21 protein-coding genes are annotated in these 18841 nt (G+C 69.4%); 8 read left to right on the top strand and 13 right to left on the bottom strand.

Features of this window, described 5'->3' with window-relative positions; genetic code table 11:
- Nucleotides 1-7: 7 nt before the first annotated feature.
- The 9 genes from ssb to LO772_RS24480 form a co-directional block, all read right to left on the bottom strand.
- Entirely contained in the window at nt 8-493 is a 486-nt protein-coding gene (gene ssb, locus LO772_RS24520; RefSeq protein ID WP_231774193.1) for a single-stranded DNA-binding protein, read from the bottom strand.
- A 97-nt stretch (nt 494-590) separates the two neighbouring features.
- A complete protein-coding gene (locus tag LO772_RS24515) occupies nt 591-899 on the bottom strand; it encodes an RRQRL motif-containing zinc-binding protein (RefSeq protein WP_231774192.1) in 309 nt (102 codons plus the stop codon).
- 157 nt (nt 900-1056) lie between these two features.
- Complete coding sequence (locus LO772_RS24510; RefSeq protein WP_231774191.1) at nt 1057-1269, bottom strand: hypothetical protein; 213 nt, start codon at nt 1267-1269, stop codon at nt 1057-1059.
- A gap of 161 nt (nt 1270-1430) precedes the next feature.
- Nucleotides 1431-3524 (bottom strand): hypothetical protein, encoded by a 2094-nt coding sequence (locus LO772_RS24505; protein WP_231774190.1) that lies wholly within the window; start codon nt 3522-3524, stop codon nt 1431-1433.
- A 34-nt stretch (nt 3525-3558) separates the two neighbouring features.
- On the bottom strand, nt 3559-3987 hold the full coding sequence (traA, locus tag LO772_RS24500) for a plasmid transfer protein TraA (protein ID WP_269453246.1): 429 nt from the start codon (nt 3985-3987) through the stop codon (nt 3559-3561).
- 14 nt (nt 3988-4001) lie between these two features.
- The gene (locus tag LO772_RS24495; protein ID WP_231774188.1) at nt 4002-4313 is read right to left on the bottom strand and encodes a WhiB family transcriptional regulator; all 312 of its coding nucleotides are present in this window, start codon (nt 4311-4313) and stop codon (nt 4002-4004) included.
- Between the two features lie 13 nt (nt 4314-4326).
- On the bottom strand, nt 4327-5775 hold the full coding sequence (locus tag LO772_RS24490) for a hypothetical protein (protein ID WP_231774187.1): 1449 nt from the start codon (nt 5773-5775) through the stop codon (nt 4327-4329).
- An 89-nt stretch (nt 5776-5864) separates the two neighbouring features.
- A complete protein-coding gene (locus tag LO772_RS24485; RefSeq protein WP_231774186.1) occupies nt 5865-6119 on the bottom strand; it encodes a hypothetical protein in 255 nt (84 codons plus the stop codon).
- Nucleotides 6116-6358: a hypothetical protein gene (locus LO772_RS24480; protein WP_231774185.1), complete on the bottom strand. Its 243-nt coding sequence runs from the start codon at nt 6356-6358 to the stop codon at nt 6116-6118. The genes LO772_RS24485 and LO772_RS24480 overlap by 4 nt, the downstream gene beginning before the upstream one ends.
- A 473-nt stretch (nt 6359-6831) precedes the next feature.
- On the opposite strand from LO772_RS24480, the gene LO772_RS24475 reads away from it, so the two are divergent.
- From LO772_RS24475 to LO772_RS24445, 7 genes are all read left to right on the top strand, one after another.
- Nucleotides 6832-7599 (top strand): GntR family transcriptional regulator, encoded by a 768-nt coding sequence (locus LO772_RS24475; protein WP_231774184.1) that lies wholly within the window; start codon nt 6832-6834, stop codon nt 7597-7599.
- 12 nt (nt 7600-7611) lie between these two features.
- Nucleotides 7612-8361 carry a protein phosphatase 2C domain-containing protein gene (locus tag LO772_RS24470; RefSeq protein ID WP_231774183.1) on the top strand — a complete coding sequence of 250 codons (750 nt, stop codon included), beginning with the start codon at nt 7612-7614 and terminating at the stop codon, nt 8359-8361.
- A complete protein-coding gene (locus tag LO772_RS24465; protein ID WP_231774182.1) occupies nt 8358-8837 on the top strand; it encodes an NUDIX hydrolase in 480 nt (159 codons plus the stop codon). Before LO772_RS24470 ends, LO772_RS24465 begins: the two co-directional genes overlap by 4 nt.
- A 782-nt stretch (nt 8838-9619) precedes the next feature.
- Nucleotides 9620-10426 carry a tetratricopeptide repeat protein gene (locus tag LO772_RS24460; protein WP_231774181.1) on the top strand — a complete coding sequence of 269 codons (807 nt, stop codon included), beginning with the start codon at nt 9620-9622 and terminating at the stop codon, nt 10424-10426.
- Nucleotides 10427-10852: 426 nt separating this feature from the next.
- Complete coding sequence (locus tag LO772_RS24455; RefSeq protein ID WP_231774180.1) at nt 10853-11560, top strand: class I SAM-dependent methyltransferase; 708 nt, start codon at nt 10853-10855, stop codon at nt 11558-11560.
- Between the two features lie 99 nt (nt 11561-11659).
- Nucleotides 11660-12364 (top strand): glycerophosphodiester phosphodiesterase, encoded by a 705-nt coding sequence (locus tag LO772_RS24450; protein WP_231774179.1) that lies wholly within the window; start codon nt 11660-11662, stop codon nt 12362-12364.
- 104 nt (nt 12365-12468) lie between these two features.
- Complete coding sequence (locus LO772_RS24445) at nt 12469-13872, top strand: phytoene desaturase family protein (protein WP_231774178.1); 1404 nt, start codon at nt 12469-12471, stop codon at nt 13870-13872.
- Between the two features lie 838 nt (nt 13873-14710).
- Here LO772_RS24445 and metF read toward each other — a convergent pair.
- Nucleotides 14711-15586, bottom strand: a complete 876-nt coding sequence (metF, locus tag LO772_RS24440) for a methylenetetrahydrofolate reductase [NAD(P)H] (protein ID WP_231779701.1) — start codon at nt 15584-15586, stop codon at nt 14711-14713.
- A gap of 318 nt (nt 15587-15904) precedes the next feature.
- Between metF and LO772_RS24435 the strand changes: the two genes are divergently transcribed.
- Nucleotides 15905-17014, top strand: a complete 1110-nt coding sequence (locus LO772_RS24435) for a polyprenyl synthetase family protein (protein WP_231774177.1) — start codon at nt 15905-15907, stop codon at nt 17012-17014.
- Between the two features lie 120 nt (nt 17015-17134).
- Here LO772_RS24435 and LO772_RS24430 read toward each other — a convergent pair whose 3' ends face one another.
- The 3 genes from LO772_RS24430 to LO772_RS24420 all read right to left on the bottom strand — a co-directional run bounded on the left by LO772_RS24430 (nt 17135) and on the right by LO772_RS24420 (nt 18803).
- Nucleotides 17135-17467, bottom strand: coding sequence for a hypothetical protein (locus LO772_RS24430; protein WP_231774176.1), 333 nt, complete (start codon nt 17465-17467; stop codon nt 17135-17137).
- A gap of 335 nt (nt 17468-17802) precedes the next feature.
- A complete protein-coding gene (thiE, locus tag LO772_RS24425; RefSeq protein WP_231774175.1) occupies nt 17803-18441 on the bottom strand; it encodes a thiamine phosphate synthase in 639 nt (212 codons plus the stop codon).
- Nucleotides 18438-18803, bottom strand: a complete 366-nt coding sequence (locus LO772_RS24420; protein WP_231774174.1) for an Rv2175c family DNA-binding protein — start codon at nt 18801-18803, stop codon at nt 18438-18440. The genes thiE and LO772_RS24420 overlap by 4 nt, the downstream gene beginning before the upstream one ends.
- Nucleotides 18804-18841 lie beyond the last annotated feature (38 nt).

The following is an 18841-nucleotide window of genomic DNA, read 5'->3' as shown; positions in this document are numbered from 1 at the left end:
GGCGTGTTCAGAACGGGGGCTGGTCGTCACCGGACTTGCTGGGTTCCCATCCGCCGCCGGGGCTGTTCGCCCACGGGTCGTCGGAGGGTCCGGCGCCGTTGGTCCGGCCTGGGCCGTTGTTGCTGGTGGCCTTGCTCAAGGTCGCGGTGGCCCACGTCAGGGACGGGCCGACGTCGTCGAGTTCGAGCACGACGCGCGAGCGGACGTCGTTGGTCTCCTTGTCCTGCCACCGGTGCGTGCGCACGGTGCCGGTCGCGATGACGCGGTCGCCCTTTTTCAGCGACTCGGCAACGTGCTCGCCGAGGGTGCGCCAAGCGGTCGTGTCCCAGAACGTCGTCTCGCCGTCCGTCCACTGGTTCGACTGCTGGTCGAACTTGCGCGGCGTGACCGCGATCGAGAACCGGGCGAAGAACACTCCGGACGCCGTGAAACCGGCTTCGGGGTCGCGGGTCAGGTTCCCGGTCAGCGTGATGTGCGTGGTGTTGGTGCCCACGATTTGCTTCCTCCTGGAGGGAGGGCCGGGCCTTCCGGCCGTCCCCCGCAAGCCCCGGAAACCCCTTGAGGCTTCCGGGACCACGGCGAGCGGCGGGTTAGGTTCCGTCGGCGCACGGCACGCACGCGCCGAGGCTGGTCGGGATGACATAGCCGCGATCACTGCGGCAGACCGGGCATGTGCGGCGGGCCCGCATCGCTGCCGCGAGTGCGCGGGCGCGTGCCTCGGTCATCGGGCGTACGGGCCGGGCGAGTTCGAGTCGGTACAAGTACGCGATCCGGCGCCCACGACGCCAGATGATTTGTGCGGCCGGTTCCTGCCCGCCCGGACGCAGACCGCGGGCGCGAAGTTGGCGACGGGTGAACAGGCCGTCCGGGGCAAGGCGGTAGTGGTAGGTAGGGATCACGCGTCCTCCGTAGTCCGGGCGAATGCGTGCGGGTGCCGTCCGGCTTTTGGGGGCCGGACGGCACCGGGGAGAATCGGGGTTCCTGTTTCGTCTTCAGGTGAGGCAGGCCCGGAGCGGTCGGCGAGTTTGGCGACCTGACGGCCGCTCCGGGGCGTACTCAGACCTTCAGTTCGCCGACCTCGTTCGCACGCTGGGAAACGACGGTGCGCTGGTAGACGGTGGCGACCGTGACGCGCTTGTTTCCGCGGTGCTCGGCGGTGAGCAGGTTCTGACCCTTCGTCAGAGCGGCGGCGTCGGTGGGCTCGTTGAAGTACTTGTCGCCGTGGCTGTTGCCGACGGCGTCCTTGAACTCGACGTAGTACTCGGCCACTTGAGTTCTGTCCTTCCTCGGTAGTTGTCACGTTGGGTGATGCGTGCGCGGGTGTGCGCACGCTGGTGTGCGTGGGGGCGTGCGTGCCTTTTACGCGGGCGCATGCGCGGGATCGGCGGTGTGCGTGCCGTGCGCACTGTGCGCACGGTTTCGGCGCACAGTTACGCGGCGTAGCCATCGGCCGGGACGATGTCGTACCGTCCGGCCGTCTGGGTCTCGCGCAGTCGCCCCTCGTCGGCGAGCCGGTTGAGGGTCCGAGAGACCCACGACCGGGAACGGCCGGTCCACTGCTTCGTGATGTGCCTCGGGCCAATCTGCGTGTGGCCGGCGGCTTCCAACGCGTCGACGAGCGCGAGCAGTTCGGCGTACGCCTCGTCCTCGGTCAGCTCTCGGCGCGCGAACGGGGACGGCTCGCCGAGCGTGACTCCCTCGGCCCCCTCGGGCAGTTCGGGCAAGTCCGCGTCCGGGTCGACGATCAGGTCGTCGTCGGCGCCGGACGCGAGCACGGCCGCGGCAAGCTGTTCGTCGGTCATCGCGGCAAGCTCGGCGTCCGAGTAGCGGCGCGGGCCCTCGGCGACGGCGAACGACGGTTCGTCCACGATCTCAACCTCCGGCGTGCGGTCCCGAGACACGACGTCGGTTCGCGGTGCCGGAACACCGGCGCGCTCCTCTACCGCTCGGGCGGTCGCGTTCGCCCGGTACGCCGCGTACGCCGAGCCCGCCGCGCGTGCGGTGACCGGGTCGGCGGTGGCCCGGATGCCCTTGTAGAGGGAGATGAGTTCGCGGATCTCCCGCCGGGCTTCCTCGCTGGGGTCGAGCCGGAACGTGCGGTTCGGCGTGGCCCAGCGAGCGAGTGAACGGCCGGGGCTCTGCACGTAGCAGGAACCCGGCTTGCTGTTCTTCCAGGCTTGCGGGTTCGCCCCGGCCTCGATCGTCTCGTCGTTGAGGACGAACGTCGCGTCAACGGGCTTCTGGCAGCCGAACATGAACCCGGTACCGAACTCCGAGCGAACGTCGGTGTCGACGTTCGTCCCGGACGCACGCTGAAGACTGACCGACAGGATGACGCCGGCCGACCGGGCCTGCTGCGCAATCGGCTTGAGGTTCGGGTTGTCCGCCACCGTGCTGTCCGCGGCTTCCTCGAAGTGCGCGACAAGCAAGGGGATTCGGTGCTTCGTCCAGCATTCCGGGACCCACTGCTTGTAGCCGAGCCGACCGAGCTTGTCCGCGCGGGCCCGGATGACGTGCGGCAGCGCGTCCAGCATGGCTTCGACACCTTTCGGCGTCGTCTCCATCCAGTCGAGCCCGTGCGCGATGTCGCCGAGGGTCTGGCGTCCCTTGGAAGGGTCACCCACCCACAGCAACGCGTCGGAGCGGGTGAGGACCTCCAGGGCCATCACGGTGAACCCCTCGGACTTGCCCGAGCCGTTCATGCCCGCCCACATGATGTGGCTCGCGTTGCGCGGAACGTCCGGGTCGCCGGGAAGGTAGAACTCCAGGGGCACGCCGTCTTCGCAGATACCCATGACGATCGGCTTGGCGACCGAGCCACCGGGGGCGGACGGGCCGGGCCACGGCGTCGGCTTCTTCAGGACGTCCTGCGCGACCAGGGACATGGTCACGCGGGAATGGTCGTCCGGATCGGCGGTCATGCGCACGGCGGTTGCCGGGATTCCCGCCGCCGATGCGATGAGCCCCGCCTTGTTCTGCGCGTCGGCCGCAGTCATCTTGCCGGGCTCAAGCTGAAGGACCGCATCCACGCGGGAACCTTCGACGTTGCCCTTGACGACGTTGGCCTTGGCCATGCCGACCATGTCGAGCAGCTTGTCTCCGCCCGACGTCTCGGCCTCGGCCGAATTGCGGAGCGCGTAGCGGACGTTCCACGACAGAGCGAGTGCCGAGCCCCCGATGGCGTACATCGTGCCGACACCGCCCGCGAGCGGTCCCGCCACGGTGCCGGCAGTCACGTACGCGGTCGCCGCGGCGACCGAGAGCGTGGCGTGTCCGCGCAGGCGCGGTGAACGACGGGAAGCCTCCTGCCACGTCGCTGCGGTGACGGCCGTGGCCGTCGCGCCCATGATGGCGGTCGCTGCGGTGTTGTCCTCGAAGTGGACGTGCCCGAGTGCCGCAGCACCGCCGAGCGCGCCGACGATGAGCCACGGCGGGAGGAAGGGTGCCGTCCGAGCGGCCACCCACTTGCCGATCTGTGCGCCGATGTCGGCGCCTTCCTTGCGGAGCGAATTGGTCGCTGCCATGCGTCCGGTAGTCCTCTCGGATCGTCGCGGCGAATCAGGCGAACGTGAACTTCGGGACCGGCTTCTTGTGGCCGGCCGCTTCCAACTCGGGCGCGAAGTGCTTGAGGAACGCGGCGTAGCACTGCGCCATGCGCGCGGCGGCGGACTTGGCGTCCTCGGCCGCGATGTCGATGTGGCGCGCGATGGTGAACGCGCGCACCCGCGAGCCGCCGGGCATGTTCGAACCGACGACTGGGATTTCCTTGAGCACCGCCCGGAGCAGTTCCGAGCCGACCGCCAAGTCGACGGAGACGTCGCGGAGCAGTTCGCGGCCGGCGTTGGTGTAGGTGCGGATGCTCTCCGGGTTGAGGAACTCCGGGTCCGTCAAGATCTGACGGGCGTTGCCGAGGGAACGGCGTGTCATGAGGCTCTTCCTCCAAAAAGAGAGCGGAGCCCGGTCCGTTCCGGACTCCGCATGACTGATGTGCTGTTCTGCGGTCAGGCCGCCTTGGCGACCTCGGCCGCGTCGCGGTTCGCCTTGCGACGCATCGCACGACGCTCGGTCGCCGTCAGGCCGCCGCGGATGCTGTATTCGTCGCGCTCCTCCAGAGCCGCGACGAGGCATGCGCCGCGCACCGGGCAACGGCCGCACAGCGACTTGGCCGCCTGCTCGCGCCACTCCCGCTCGGCGTCCGACTCGCGGACGCCTTCCGGCTCGGCGAACAGGTCGGCGTGCGCCGCCTCGTCGTCACGGCACTCGGCGTTGTGCTGCCATCCCCGGTGCGTGGCCATGGCCTTCTTGACGTTCATCGGGTGATCGCTCCTAGGCGTTGGTTGTGCCGGGCTGGATGGGGAGAGTCAGGACGGTTGCGCCGCTCGCGTACCGCCGCTTCGCCTCGTCGAGAGCGTCTTTGGCGGTGGCGTAGCGGCAGCCGAGCGCTTCCTGAGCGGCGCGGTAAGACACGTCGCCGTTGTTGTCGCGGAGCAGTTGCAGAGCCGCCGCGACGTGGTCGCGGGAACCGCTGTCCGGCGCGATGGCGGCGGGAGCAGGCGTCCGCGTCGGCTTACGGGAAGCGACGACCTTGGCCCGAGTCGCCGTCGCGGGTGCTTCCCGGGAAGCACGGTCAACCGCGCTCCCGGTAGACGTCGCAGGCACCGAATCGGGAGCGGCAGGAAGCGTTTCCGCCTGCTTCCCGTGCTGGTCAGCAAGCCGGGAAGCGCTTCCGTCATGCAAGAGTTCGTGAACTCGCCACAGCACCACGGGAGCGAGCCCGGCAACGGCGATCCGGATGACGATGTGCACCCACCCACCGGGAAGCACCGGGAGCAGGTGGACCGTGACGTTCGTCAGGACCATCACGCCGATGGCCCATCCGACTTCCCGCCGGCGCCGGAACGCAGCGATCACGTACGCGTCGATGCACACCGGACCGAACGCGGCGAAGACGCCGAAGCCCGCCCAGACGTACAGGTGGTACTCGCCAGACGCGGTGAGCGCCACCGCCGCGAGAAGCGCGACGACCGGGAGCAGTCGCCCGAGGATGTTGGTACGCCACCGCAACCGGTCGATCTTCTCGGCCAGTTCGGAGCGCAGTTCCTCGGCTTCCGCGCGCAGTGCGTCCGCTTCCTGGCGAACCGTCGCGGCGTGGGTGCGTTCGGCCTGCGCGTCGCGGTTGGCCTCGGCCGTGATCCGCGTCGCCGCGGTACGCGCCTGCGTGCGCAGGGCGTCCGCGGCTGCGTCGGCGTCCGTGCGCATGCGCTCGGTCTCGGCGCGTGCCGCTCGGGCCATTTCCTCACTCGCGGACTTGGCCGCATCGGCGGTGTCGCCTGCGAGTGCGTGCGCCTCGTCGACGATCCGCTTGGCCTCTCGCGCCGCCTTGTCGACGGCTTCTTGAGTCTGTTGCTTCTCTTGCTCGGCAGCGTCGACAACGCGCTTGGCGTACGTGTCGGCCGTGCCGCGAACGCGAGTTGCGGTCGCCGCGGCATCCTCTCGAAGCACGGCGGCACTCTGCTGTGCCTCGGCCACGATCGTCGCCGCGATGCCGCGAGCCCGCTCGACCGCGTCGCGGCCGGCGGTTGTGTTCTGTTCCGCCTCGTCGCGAGCCCGCCGCGCCGAGGTCTCGGCGCGTTCCCGGGCTGCCTCGGCGGTGCGTCGGTCGGCAATAGCTTCGGCACGCACGCGCTCGGCGTCGGCTTCCGCCTGCGCCAACAGCTCTCGCGCCGCCCGCTCGGCCGCTTCGATCACCTCGGCGGCATGCGCCTTGGCGTCCAATCGGACGGCGAGCGACGACGGTTCCGGGACCCACAGTTGCGCAGGTGCCGCGCCCGTCGGAATCGACGGACGCGACAACGACGACCTGTTCATCCGCCACCGCCGAATACCGCCGCCGCCCGCTTCCAGGCGTCGGCTTCCGCACGGTGCTCGTACTCGTCCCACGTGCGCGCGTCCCAGCTTTCGGCCGGGCCGTAGCGCGCTTCCAGCTCTGCGGCCAAGGTGGCCATGACCCCGACTCGCGTGCGGAAACGAAGCAGTTCCTTCACCGCCTCGTCAGCCTGCGCGTACGGGGTGCCCGTGTTCTTCGCCGTCGGGCGCCGACGTACCAGCGTGACCGTCATCGCGCGCAGCCCGCCTCTCCGCGCAGCTGCGCGCAGACGCGACCGTGACGACCGACGAGTTCGGTACGGCGGACGATCGGCGCCGACGTCAGGAACAACGTGGTCGCGTAGGCCGCCGAGTCGGCGTCCTCCCGCCACAGCTCGTTCAGCACGTCGAACGCGACGTCCAACCGCGCGGCGCGCTCCGACTCGGACTCGACCACAGGCCCCGCGAACAGGACCGGGTCGATGCCGAGCACCGTTTCAGCGAATTCGTGGCCTGACGTTCTCGGGCCACCGGCAACAATGGTTCGCAAGTCGTACTCCTCTCCATAGGAGCGACCCACGGAGCGGTCGCCGCATCCTTGGCCGGACGGCGACCGCTCCGGCACATCTCCGTGTGCCTCGCCACTTCTTGACGAGCGGTCATGGCCCTCGGCGGGCAGCCGCGAATGGGCGCCGACCGAGGACTAAAAGCACTCGTGTCAGTGGTCATGCAGTCCGCTGTTGAGTTCTCAAGGAACGCGCTGTCCCGACGGGCGCGCGACGTGCCACCGCCGCCTTCCCTGCCGGTCGCCTGTGTTCGGCAACGCGCAAAAGCGCAGGTCAAACAACACGTAGCGACACTTAGACCGCTACGTCACTGCCTCACTAGTGAGGTAGTGACGTCACCGTAGCGCGACAACTCGCAGCACCGCAATACCTCACTAGGGAAGTCGCCTACGATGGCTGAATGAGCATCGATCCGACCGACCCGCGGTCCCCCTCGCGGCAGATCGCCGACGAGTTGCGCGCACAGATCGTGAGCGGAGCGCTTGAGCCCGGCGCCGCATTGCCTTCCGAAAGCGTGCTGGTCGAGACGTACGGCACGTCTCCCACGACGGCTCGGCAAGCGGTCCGCCTGCTCAAGGAGGAAGGGCTAGTCGTCTCCGAGCGGGGCCGCGGCGTGTTCGTCCGAAAACACCCACCGACGATCCACATGGGCTCGCACCGTTTCTCCCGCAAGACGCGCGCCGAGGGCAAGGCGGCGTTCGAAGCGGAGATAGAAGCGCAGGGGCGCCGTTGGGGGCAAGAGATCCTGGAGCTTGCCGACGTGCCGGCACCGAAGTGGGTCGCCGAGTGGTTCGGCATCGAGCCCGAGACCACGGTGTTCGTACGTCGCCGGCGCAACTGGGTCGACGACGACCCCACGCAAATCGCCGACAGCTACTACCGCTTGGAGACGGTCGCCGACACGGCGATCCGCACCGAGGACACGGGCCCCGGCGGGAGCTACGCGCGCCTGGAGGAGAAAGGGCTCCGCTTGGAGCGCTTCCGCGAGGAGATCTCCATCCGCATGCCGTCGCCCGACGAGACGAAGTCACTCCGCCTGCCGCCGGGCATCCCCGTCGCCGAGTTGCGACGAATCGCGTTCACCTCAGACGGTCCCGTGGAAGTACTGACATCGGTCGTCGCAGGCGACCGACACGTGTTCTGCTACGAGTTCCCGGCACCCGAGTAGACAGGAAGTCCCTTGCAGGTCACCTACATCAGCGAGCCGACACCCGGCGGCGTCAACGACGACTTCGTCATCGCAGGCGAACGTTTCGTCGTCGTACTCGACGGAGCAACCCAGCTCAGCGAATCCGGCTGCATCCACAACGTCCCATGGCTAGTCAAGCGACTCGGCACCCAACTCGCCACCGCTCTCGTCACCGAGCCGGACGCGTCGCTGACGTCGATCCTGGCCGGCGCCATCGAACGCGTCTGCGCCATGCACGCGGGCACGTGCGACCTGTCGAACCCCAGTAGCCCGTCAAGCACGGTCGCCCTCCTGCGCCACGGCGCCGACACCGTCGACTACCTCATCCTGTGCGACTCGCCGGTGGCCATCGAAACCACAGACGGCAAGGTGCAAGCGATCACCGACGACGCAACGGCCTACCTCCCTGGCTACACGCAAGACGACCTGCGCCGGACCCGCAACCAGCCCGGCGGCTTCTGGGTCGCAAGCACCAAACCCGAGGCAGCCGAACATGCGGTCGTCGGCTCGCTCAACGCCTCCGAGGTCCACCGCGTCGCCCTGATGACCGACGGCATGTCCCGCCTCGTCGAACGCTACGAATGGTCGTGGTCCCGCCTCATGGACGTCGCCGAGTCCGAGGGCCCCGCCGCCGCAGTCCGAGCCGTCCGAGAAGCCGAACACGCCACTGCCCCCGGCACCTTCCGAGGCAAGCAATACGACGACGCCACTATCGCCGTGTGCCGCGAGTTCACCTCATGACCGATCCCGCGAAGCACTCAGTTAGTGTCGCCGGCGTCATCCTCAACGGCGAAGGCCAAGTTCTCCTAACCCGCCGCCGCGACAACGGCCACTGGGAACCTCCGGGCGGCGTTCTCGAAATCGGCGAAACCATCATCGATGGGCTGTACCGTGAAATCCGAGAGGAGACGGGGCTCGTTGTTGAAATCGCCTCACTCACTGGCGCATACAAGAACATGAAAATCGGCGTAGTCGCCCTAGTTTTTAAGTGCTACCCCGTCGGCGGAAAACTGCAAGGGAACGCCGAGGTTTCCGAATTCCGTTGGGCGCCACCCGATGCGGCGCTCCGTCTATTGCTGCCCACATTCCGCATTCGCGTTTTGGATGCTCTCACGGATTCACCCACCGCCGTGCGGGCCCACAATGGCGAGTTCCTATTGCCGCCCTCCACAGAATTTAGCTCGGACCCGCCACATGGCCGATCGCTCAGCATCTGATTGATGGCGAACTTTCGCGAAGTCCTGCCGGACTGGAAGTCAGTTTTGGCACGAAGGCGCACACCGCGATCGCTCATTGCTTTTGCAGGCATCGTCACGCGCCAAAACCGACTATTCTCCAGGCACTTCCCGCAGCCTCAGATGAACCAGATAAGCCACTCCAACGAAGCGGCTCCTAGTGTATTGGCGGCCCCGCCCATAAACCCGAGCGCAGCGGCGAGCAGAAGCCGCTTAAAGAGCGGACGCTTTAGGAGAGATCGGAGCCACCGGAAACGAACTTCGCGACGCTTCTTGTAAGTCATGGGAAAAGCGTGGCAGCCGAAACCGGAAAGTTCTGCAAAGAAATCATTCTCATACACATGCACACGATCTCTTACAGAATCTTGCGGTGAACTTGCTGTCACTTTACAATGCCGTACGGTAGCGGACACCAGGGGGCATGCATGAGCGAAGCACTGGGAGTACTGCGAGGCCGACTCAAGGAAGCTCATCTTGCATCTGGAGAACTAAGCACCCGAGAGATCTCTCGGCGTGCTCATGGCGCCGTGAGTCACACAACTGCCCACCAGGTTCTACGAGCAGCAACACTGCCGTCCTGGAGGGCCCTAGAGCCTGTACTTTGCGTATTAGAGGCAGACCTTGATGAATTCAAGTCGTTGTGGATTCGGGCGCGAAACGAGGAAGCAAACGATGATGTTGCCTCACCGGCTCCAGGCAACTATCGCGAACCGGTACATCCAGCTTTGGCAGCCAAGCTGAATCTTTTTCGCCAGTATTGCACATTGGAAGAAGAGGAGAAAGCGAAAGATTTCCTAATTTCTCAAATCGAAAAACAGGACTCTCATGCCGTCGAACTCACAATCGAGCTCTACGACTACTTTTACGACTACGACGACACCGAGTCCATCGGGAAGTATGAGCCGGTAATCCAAAACTTCATGCACCACGGGAATCCAGAAAAATTGCAGAGTGCGCATTCTGCATATATTCTTGCCCGGAGATGCCTTGAGCAAAACGAGGCCCAGAAGGCTCTAGCCTTTGCGCAAAGGGCATACTTTCTCAACCCACTCCAGCGCGGATACGTCAACATACATTGCGAGGCACTAATTGCCTTGGGTCTCTACCGAGAAGCAGAGCCTCTCGCGACAGCGGCCCACGAACTTGATTCGCACCACCTTTTAATTCACTCGCCGCTCGCCGAGATACTGAAGGTGACTCGAAATTTCAGTAAACTGGAGAGGATTGGAAAAGAGTCCTATGAAAAGACGAGGGCCTTTCGTGGCCTTGCCGCGAGCTTCTATGCCGACTGTTTGATCCTTAGCGGCAAAACCGGCCAGGCAATTTCAGTTCTCAAGGAGAGTCTCGCATCCAGCAAAGAGGAATGGGAGAGAGTTCATCTTGTAGTCCGCCTAGCGCAAGCGTACTGCCAACAGGGATCGTTCTCAGATGCCCAATCCGCCCTGCAAGAGGAGCAGTCCCACTCAGCGGATCCAAGGCTGCGCCTGGAAGTTGCCAACGTCCTTGCTCGCGCAGGGGAATTGCAAGCATCGGTTGCCCTGCTGGAAACCCTCCACAACATGCCCCAGTGAGCCACTAGAACCTTACGTAGAATTTGCGAACTTTGCGACGAAAAAGGAAGTTCATACAGTCGCAGCAATCGCCTTTGGGCATCCGTTGGGCAGTTCGGTCCGCCGGTCCGCAAGGGACACGAACATGCAGGTCAACGGCTTGTCTGGCAACGTCTGCCGCGAGCGGGGGGCGGTCTCGGGCCCCGAGCCTTTTGTGGGCCGGGGGCTGGGGGCTGGTCGGCTTGTTTGGGCGCCGGTTGGGGTGTGGCCATCGGTGGTTGCTCGTGGCTGGGATGCCTTGGTTGTTGCGGGTTTTCGGGGCGCGGTTGTTTGTGTGGGGCTTGGGGGGTGCGGGGTGGGTGGGATGCTGGGGGGGTGGGTCTCGGTGTCGGAAGGAGTCGTGTGGGGTCGGGTTGTGGGGAGCAAGAGGCTTGGCGGGGCGGGCTGTTGCGGGGGGAGGACGCGGAGCAGGCGGCGCTGGTCGCGGAGTTCTGGGACGGGGAGTACGTCGCGGGGCGGCTCGCCGACCTTCCGCCCGATGATTTCGTGGCGGACATCCTCGCCGCCGCCCGGCGCTTCGGCCTCGTGCCGGGGAGCGGGTTGTACATCGGGCCGGGCACCGGGCGGAACTACTTTCCGCTGGTGGCCGGCGGGCTCGACCTCGTCGGCCTGGACATCTCGGCGGTGGGGCTCGACGCCATCCGCGCGCGTACGCCCGAGCGCTCCGAGCGGCTGGTGTGCGGCAGCCTGGACGATCTGCCCGCCGGGCGGACCTATCCCGTGGTGATCGGGCTGCACGTCTTCCACCACGGCACCCGGGACTTCGCCCGCGCCCACATCCGCTCGGCCCTGGACCGGGTCGCCCCTGGCGGGTTGTTCTGCGTGCGCGTGGCCGCGGTGGGTGCGCGGGCGAGCCGACCGCACGAGGTGGTCGGCCACCACGAGGACGGCTCGGTGACGCTCCGTTATCTGCAGGACGACCCGGCCACCCCCGGGATGTACGCGCACTTCTTCGGCGAAGAAGGGCTCCGCGACCTGCTGGCCGGCTTCGAGACCGTCGTCCCGCTGTCCGCCGACGACATCGACCCGGCGACCGGGGAGCGCGGGCCGTGGCGGCGCTGGGACGCGATCGTCCGGCGGCCCGTCGCCTCGTAGCCGCACGTGCGCGGGACGGCCGGTTCGCGGGTGGACGTACAGTCGTGGGGTGAGTCGCCTCCAGGCCGGCGTCCGGGGAAGGGCGGGTGACCGATGGTCGTGAAGATCGCGCATCGCGGGGATCCCCTGCGGATCCGCGAGAACACCCTGCCGTCGGTCGAGTCGGCGGTCTCCGCGGGAGCGGACTGGGTCGAGATCGACGTCAAGCTGACCCGGGACGGCGTCCCCGTGCTGCTGCACGACCACACGCTCACCAGGCTGTGGGGCGTCGACCGCAAAATCGCCTCGGTGCCGCACGCGGAGTTGGAACGCCTGGTCGGCGGCGGGGAGTTGCGCATCCCGACGCTGCGCGAGGCGCTGGATCTGACGGTGCGGCGCGAGGCCACCTTGATGATCGACGTCCCGAGCCCGGCCGAGGGAGCGGCGGCGGCCCGCGAGGTGCACGCGCTCGACTGCCACGACCGCGTCGTCTTCACGGGCGACCCGCGCGCGCTGGCCGACATCCGGGTCGGCGCGAAGCACGTGCGCATCGCGATGAGCTGGAAGTCGCCGCTGCTGCCGGACCCGGATCTGGTGCGCCGGGTACGCCCCGACTACCTGAACCGCCGCCACATCTGGGTCACGCGGCGCAACGTGCGGACCGTGCAGCGCCGGGGCGTGAAGGTCAGTACGTGGACGGTCGACCACCCGCGCCGCATGGCCGCGGTCGCGGCGGCCGGCGTCGACGCCATCACGACCAACGACATCCGCGCGCTCGTGCGGACGCTGGCCGGATCGCGTCGGGGCGACGCGGCAGCCGCCTGACCGTCCCCGTCCCGGGCACGCGGCGAGCGGGTCGGCGAAGGCCCCGGCAACCGGAAGGCCCACCCGCCCGAGCCCGTGCCGAGGGTGGCGTACGCTCCTGCGACGTGGCTCGAATCGTCGTCGTCGGTGCAGGTGTGGGCGGGCTCGCGGTCGCGGCCCGGCTCGCGGTCAGAAGGCATGACGTGACCGTGTGCGAACGCTCCGACGCGGTCGGCGGGATGCTGGGGTCCGTCACGCGCGACGGCTTCACGTTCCCGTCCGGTCCGGCGGTGCTCACCCTCCCGGCGGTCTACCGCGACCTGTTCCTGAAGACGGGCGCGGCCCTGGAGGAGTGCGTCGACCTGGTCGGCATCGATCCGGCGGCGCGGTGTTCGTTCGATCGCGGCCGAACGGTCGTCGACATCCCCAACGCGACGCGGGCCGGCGCGGCGGGCGCGTTCGACGCGGCCTTCGGTACGGGCGCGGGCGGGCAGTGGAACGCGCTTCTGGACCGCGGCGCCGATATGTGGGGCGTCCTGCGCACCGGGTTCTTCGAGGTACCCGCCGAGCCCGACCGGCCGCGCGACCCGCGCAGGCCCGCCCGAGGGCCGGCCGCCCTGCGGACGACGACGCCGTGGCGCTCGTACCGCCGCACGGTGCGCTCGCGCGTGCGCGACCCCAGGCTGCGCGCCTGGGCCGAGCGGTTCGCGCTCGACGCGGGCCTCGACCCCCGGGCCGCGCCGGCCACGTCGGCCGTTCTGCCGTATCTGGAACAGACGTTCGGTGTGTGGACGGTGCGCGAGGGCCTGCACCGCATCGCGGAGGTGCTGTACGCCCGATGCCTGGACCGCAAGGTGAGGTTCCGCTTCGGCACCGGAGTCGCCGAGGTGGACACCGCGGGCGGCCGGGTCGGCGGTGTCGTCCTCGACGACGGCGGCCGGATCGACGCGGACATCGTCGTCCGGGGCACCCCGCCGCGCACACCCCCGACCGCGCCGGGCGTGTTCGCCCTGCACCTGGCCCTGCGCGGCACGACACCCGAACAGCCGTGCCGGACCTACCTGTTCCCGAACGACCCGGCGGCCGAGGCGGCGGCGTTGTTCGACGCACGCGACGCCCGTCCCCCCGCCGACCCGACCCTGTGCGTGCTGGCCCCCGGCGGCAACGCCCCCGAGGGCGACGAGGCGTGGACGGTGCACGCACGCGTGCCCGCGCACGGCCGCATCGACTGGACCGACCCCGGCGTGCGCGACACGTACGCCCGAACCGTGCTGGATCTGCTGGCCGTTCGCGGCCTGCCGGTGGCGGACCGGCTGCGCTGGCACGAGGTGCGGACGCCCGCCGACACCGAGGCCGCGACGGGGGTGCCGGGCGGCGCGGTCGCGTGCTCGCCGATCGGCGGCGGTCAGCCCAACCGCTCGTCGGTGTCCGGGTTGTACGCGGTCGGCGCGGGGGCCCACCCGGGCGGCGGGTTGGTCGGGGCCGGGATGGGCGCGGCGTTGACCGCGGAGCTCATCGGGTCCGGCTGAGCCCCGTACGGCCCGGAGTGGCCGATCGCGTCGAAGCCGATCGTCTCGTAGGCGCCGGAGTCGGGCCCCGCGCCGTGGGCGCCGCCGTACGGTTCCGGGTACCCCGCGTTGTGGCCGTCGGCCGTGTAGTCGGGACGGGGCTCCGCCGAGGGCGCGTAGCCCGCGGCGTACGTCGCGTCCTGCCCGGGAAAGCCGCCGGACGGGGTGGCGTCGTACGCGTGCGCCGGTGCGTGCGAGGGCATTTCGGGGATCTGCTGCCCGAATCCGCTCTGCCGGTAGGCGTCGTACACCGCGAAGGGGTCCTCGTCGGCCGGGTCCGCGGCGAAGTGGCCCGGCTGCGCGGCGTATCCGCCTTGGTCGTCGTAGCCGGCCGGCGCGCCGTACCCCGAGTACTCCGAGTAGTCCGGCTCCGGCTCCTGCTCCACGGCCGTCTCGGTGGGCCTCCCGTGCCGGGCGCGGCGGGCGCGCTTGCGGCCGAACCGCACGGTCCAGCCGTGGTAATAGCCGCTGCGCACGTAGCGCGTCACGAGCAACTGCCCGATCACGAAGATGAGTCCGCCCGCGCCCGAGATGACGCCACTTGCGGCGGCCACGCCCACGACGACGCCGACGAACCCCGCGAGGGCCAGGACGCGGTAGCGGAACGGCGCACCGTGCTGCCACATCGCCTCGGTGAGCAGCCACAGCCCGACCGGGACGAACAGGACATACAGCAGGATCATGCCAACCTGCACCGGCGCGCCCTTCACTCGAACGGATGACGGCCCCTCACCCTAACCGGGAAGGGGCCGTCGTACAGCGTGCGAGTACGGCGTTCGGACAGCGCTCGTCGGGGCGTTCAGCGTTCGCGGTCGCGCAATCCGAGGTTCTCGTGGATGCGCAGCGTCGCGGTCGACCGGTTCAGGGTGATGAAGTGGAGGCCGGGGGCGCCCTCGGCGAGCAGGCGCTCGCCCATCGCGGTGCCGTATTCGACACCGATCTCCTGCACCGCGGCGGGGTCGTCGGCGACCGCGCGCACGCGGTCGGCGAGCCGCGCGGGGAAGTCGGCGTTGCTGAGCTGCGCGAAGCGCTCGATCTGGCCGACGTTGGTCACCGGCATGATCTCCGGGATGATCGGCACGTCGCAGCCGGCCGCGGCGACCCGGTCGCGCAGCCGCAGGTAGTCGTCGACGTGGAAGAACATCTGGGTGATCGCGTAGTCGGCGCCCGCACGGCACTTGCGGACGAAGTGCCTGATGTCGTCGTCCCAGTTCGTCGACCTCGGGTGCATCTCGGGGAACGCCGCGACGCCGACGCAGAAGTCGCCGGACTCCCGCAGCAGCCGCACCAGTTCCTCGGCGTACGTGAAGCCGTCCGGGTGCGACACCCACGTGCCCTGCGGGTCACCGGGCGGGTCGCCGCGCAGCGCGAGCACGTTGCGCACCCCCGCGTCGGCGTACTGCCCGATGATGTTGCGTAGTTCGCTGACCGAGTGGCCGACCGCGGTGAAGTGGCCGACCGGGGTCAGGGTGGTCTCGGTGGCGATGCGCTCGGTGATGCCGACCGTGCGGTCGCGGCTGGAGCCGCCCGCGCCGTACGTCACCGACACGAAGGACGGGCCCAGCGCCTCGACGCGGCGCAGGGCCTCCCACAGGTGGCGCTCGCCGGCGTCGGTCTTGGGCGGGAAGAACTCGAAAGAGAACGTCCGCTTGCCGCTCGCGAGGAGATCGCGGATGGCGGGGGCGCGATCGCTCCGGGGCCTCCGTGATCCGGCGGCGCCCGACTCCGCTGCGCCCGGCCCGGCGGCCACCGACTCCCCTGAGGCGACTTCGACTGACATGAGGGCATGTTATTCCCCGACGCCGGTCCGGGCAGGCGTTGTCCGGACCGCGAGACGCGGGTGCGCGCCGGATACCGCGCCCGGGCCACCCCGCTGACCTCGGGCAACGGTCCCGGCGGTGTCGTGCCCCCGCCCCCGCGGCGGCCTGGCGTCACCGGTCGTCCGCTCGCCCGGTTACCCTGCTGAGGCTTGGTTCTCTACGGAAGACGACCCGTGACCTCCTCCCAGCCCCCCGCCTCCGGCGCTGTGCACCCGCTCGACCGGGACGGCCTGCGCGACCGGGTCAACGCCGCACTCACCGCGTTCATGGACCGGCAGGGCGCCGTGCTCGCCGAGGTCGGCGAGGGCATGGTGCCGGTGACCGCCGCGCTGCGCGACTTCATGCTCGACGGCGGCAAGCGCCTGCGTCCGGGGTTCTGCTATTGGGGCTGGCGCGGCGCGGGCGGGGCCGACGAGGGCGAGACGGGCGAGGCGGCGATCCGCGCCGCGACCTCGCTCGAACTGCTCCAGGCCAGCGCGCTCATCCACGACGACCTGATGGACAGCAGCGACACGCGGCGCGGCAAGCCCGCCGTACACAAGCGCTTCGAGGCGCTGCACGCCCGGTCGGCGTGGCGCGGCGACGGGACGGGCTTCGGGGCCGCCGCGGCGCTGCTGCTCGGCGACCTGTGTCTGACCTGGTCGGACGAGATGTTCTCGGGCAGCGGCGTGGAGCCCGCCGCGCTCGCCGCCGCCAAGCCGCTGTTCGATGTGATGCGCACCGAGGTGATGGCCGGGCAGTACCTGGACGTCCTCGAACAGGCCATGGGCGGCGGCTCGGTGGACCGGTCGCGGCGCGTGATCCGCTTCAAGTCGGCCAAGTACACGATCGAGCGCCCGCTGCACGTCGGCGCGGCACTCGCCGGCGGCGGTCCGGACCTGTTGGCCGCGTACTCCGCGTACGGGCTGCCGCTCGGCGAGGCGTTCCAACTGCGCGACGACGTCCTCGGCGTCTTCGGCGATCCCGCCGAGACCGGCAAGCCCGCCGGGGACGACCTGCGCGAGGGCAAGCGCACGGTGCTGCTGGCGCTGGCCGCCGAGCGGGGCTCCCGGGCGCAGGTCCGCATGCTCGACGACCTGGTCGGCGACCCGCGGCTCGACGACGCGGGCGTCAAGGACCTGCGGGGCGTGATCGAGGAGACCGGGGCGCTGACCGAGGTCGAGGCGATGATAGGGGCGCTCACCGCGCGGGCCCTCGCCGCTCTCGACGCCGCGCCCGTCACCGAAGACGCACGGGCGGTGTTGCGCGGCCTGGTCGACGCGGCGACGGTACGCACGGTCTGACCCCGCCACGGCCTCGCGGCCCGGTCCCTTCCCGAGGCCCCCGTCGGGGCGAGTGAATGGTCCGCTTCCCCCGTCGGTCCGGGGCCGGCCTCGGACGCCCCCGGACCGCGTGACGGTCTTCTAGGGGTCTTCGGCCAGGGCGTCACCGACCGGCCAGGCACGGGCTGTCGGCAGCCCCGCCGCGTATCTTCGGGGCGGCGAGAGCAGAGACGCCGAGAAGGCGTCGCCCGGACCGTCGAACGGGGCGTCCGCGTCGGACACCGTCACGGGCGCGGCCGGTGCGGTCGCCGGTCCGGCGAGCGGGACCACCGGCATCGGCCCGGAGGGGGCGGCCACCGACGCCGGTCCCGGGTGCGCGGCCGGCGAATACGCGGTAGGCGCTTCGGCGGTCACCGACTCCGCTCTGTTGGCTGTGGCGGCCACCGACTCCGCCGCGTCGGTTGAGGCGGCCATCGACTCCGCTCTGTTGGCTGTGGCGCCCACCGACTCCGCTGTGTTGGTTGTGGCGGCCACCGACTCCGCTGGTACACCCCCCAGCCCCGCGGAGTGTGGGCCCGGGTCCGCGTGCTCCGCGGTGGAGGGAGCGAGTAACACGCTGTCGTAGAAGGCGCCGGCCCGGCGGCGCTCGACGGAGCTTTTCATGCCCCGCAGTGTGGCGACTCGGCGGCGGAAGTGCCGCATCGCCCGGCACTTCCGTCCCACCAATCACATCGGTGACCACTCGAACGGCGGGCATATTCGAATGATTCGGGCGGTGCCGGGACCGCGGCCCCGGCACCGCCCCGGCGTCACGGACTCAGACGCCGGACGAACTCGGCGGTCGCCGCGGCCGGGTCGTCGGCCTCGGTGATCGCCCGGACGACCACGACCCGGCGGGCTCCCGCCGCGACGACCTGGTCCAGGTTGCCCAGATCGATCCCGCCGATCGCGAACCACGGCCGCTCGGGGCGCCGAGCCGCCGTATGGCGCACAAGGTCGAGCCCGGGAGCGGGCCGCCCGGGTTTGGTCGGCGTGGGCCACACAGGTCCGGTGCAGAAGTAGTCGACCCCCGGCTCGGCGATGGCGGCGTCCGCCTCCGCCGCGGAGTGCGTCGAGCGTCCGACGAGCATGTCGTCGCCGACGATCCGGCGGGCGTGCGGCACCGGGAGGTCGTCCTGGCCCAGGTGCAGCACGTCGGCGCTCGCCGCGAAGGCGACGTCGGCACGGTCGTTGACCGCGAGCAGCCGCCCGTGCCGGTGGGCCGCGTCGGCGAAGACGGACAGGTACTCCAGTTCCTGCCGGGCCTCCAGGCCCTTCTGCCGCAGTTGGACGATGTCGACGCCGGCGGCGAGCACGGCGTCCAGGAACTCCGGCAGGTCGCCCTGCTTCTCGCGGGCGTCCGTGCACAAATACAGCCGTGCGTCCGCCAGTTTCCGACGGTTCGTCATACGGCGAGCGCCTGGGCGCGGCGGCGAACCTCGGTCTTGCGGTTGCCGCGCAGCGCCTCGACCGGCGTTCCGGGCAGCGACTCGTCCTCGGTGAACAGCCACTCCAGCATCTCGTCGTCCGAGAAACCGGAGTCGGACAGCACGGTGATCGTTCCGGACAGCCCCTTGACCGTGGCGTTGTTCTGGATGAACGCGGCGGGCACCTGGAGGCTGCGGTTCTCGCCGCGGCGAACCGCGAGCAGTTGGCGGTCCTTGAGCAGTTGGCGGACGCGGGTCACCTCGACGCCGAACATCTCGGCGATCTCGGGGAGGGTCAACCACGCGTGCACAAGCTTTTCGATGGTCGTATCGGTGTCGCTCACGCGTTCCAGGATAGGAGAACGGGCCGACTCGGCGATCG

Source organism: Yinghuangia sp. ASG 101, assembly GCF_021165735.1.
Taxonomy (GTDB): domain Bacteria; phylum Actinomycetota; class Actinomycetes; order Streptomycetales; family Streptomycetaceae; genus Yinghuangia.
The sequence above is the reverse complement of the archived record's forward strand: the minus strand, read 5'-3'. Positions and strand labels throughout refer to the sequence as shown.

Coding starts and splice junctions, on each gene's coding strand:
- LO772_RS24505 (WP_231774190.1), bottom strand. CDS start 3,524: ATGGCAGCGACCAATTCGCTCCGCAAGGAAGGCGCCGACATCGGCGCA.
- LO772_RS24495 (WP_231774188.1), bottom strand. CDS start 4,313: ATGAACGTCAAGAAGGCCATGGCCACGCACCGGGGATGGCAGCACAAC.
- LO772_RS24485 (WP_231774186.1), bottom strand. CDS start 6,119: ATGACGGTCACGCTGGTACGTCGGCGCCCGACGGCGAAGAACACGGGC.
- LO772_RS24475 (WP_231774184.1), top strand. CDS start 6,832: ATGAGCATCGATCCGACCGACCCGCGGTCCCCCTCGCGGCAGATCGCC.
- LO772_RS24465 (WP_231774182.1), top strand. CDS start 8,358: ATGACCGATCCCGCGAAGCACTCAGTTAGTGTCGCCGGCGTCATCCTC.
- LO772_RS24430 (WP_231774176.1), bottom strand. CDS start 17,467: ATGGCCGCCTCAACCGACGCGGCGGAGTCGGTGGCCGCCACAGCCAAC.
- thiE (WP_231774175.1), bottom strand. CDS start 18,441: ATGACGAACCGTCGGAAACTGGCGGACGCACGGCTGTATTTGTGCACG.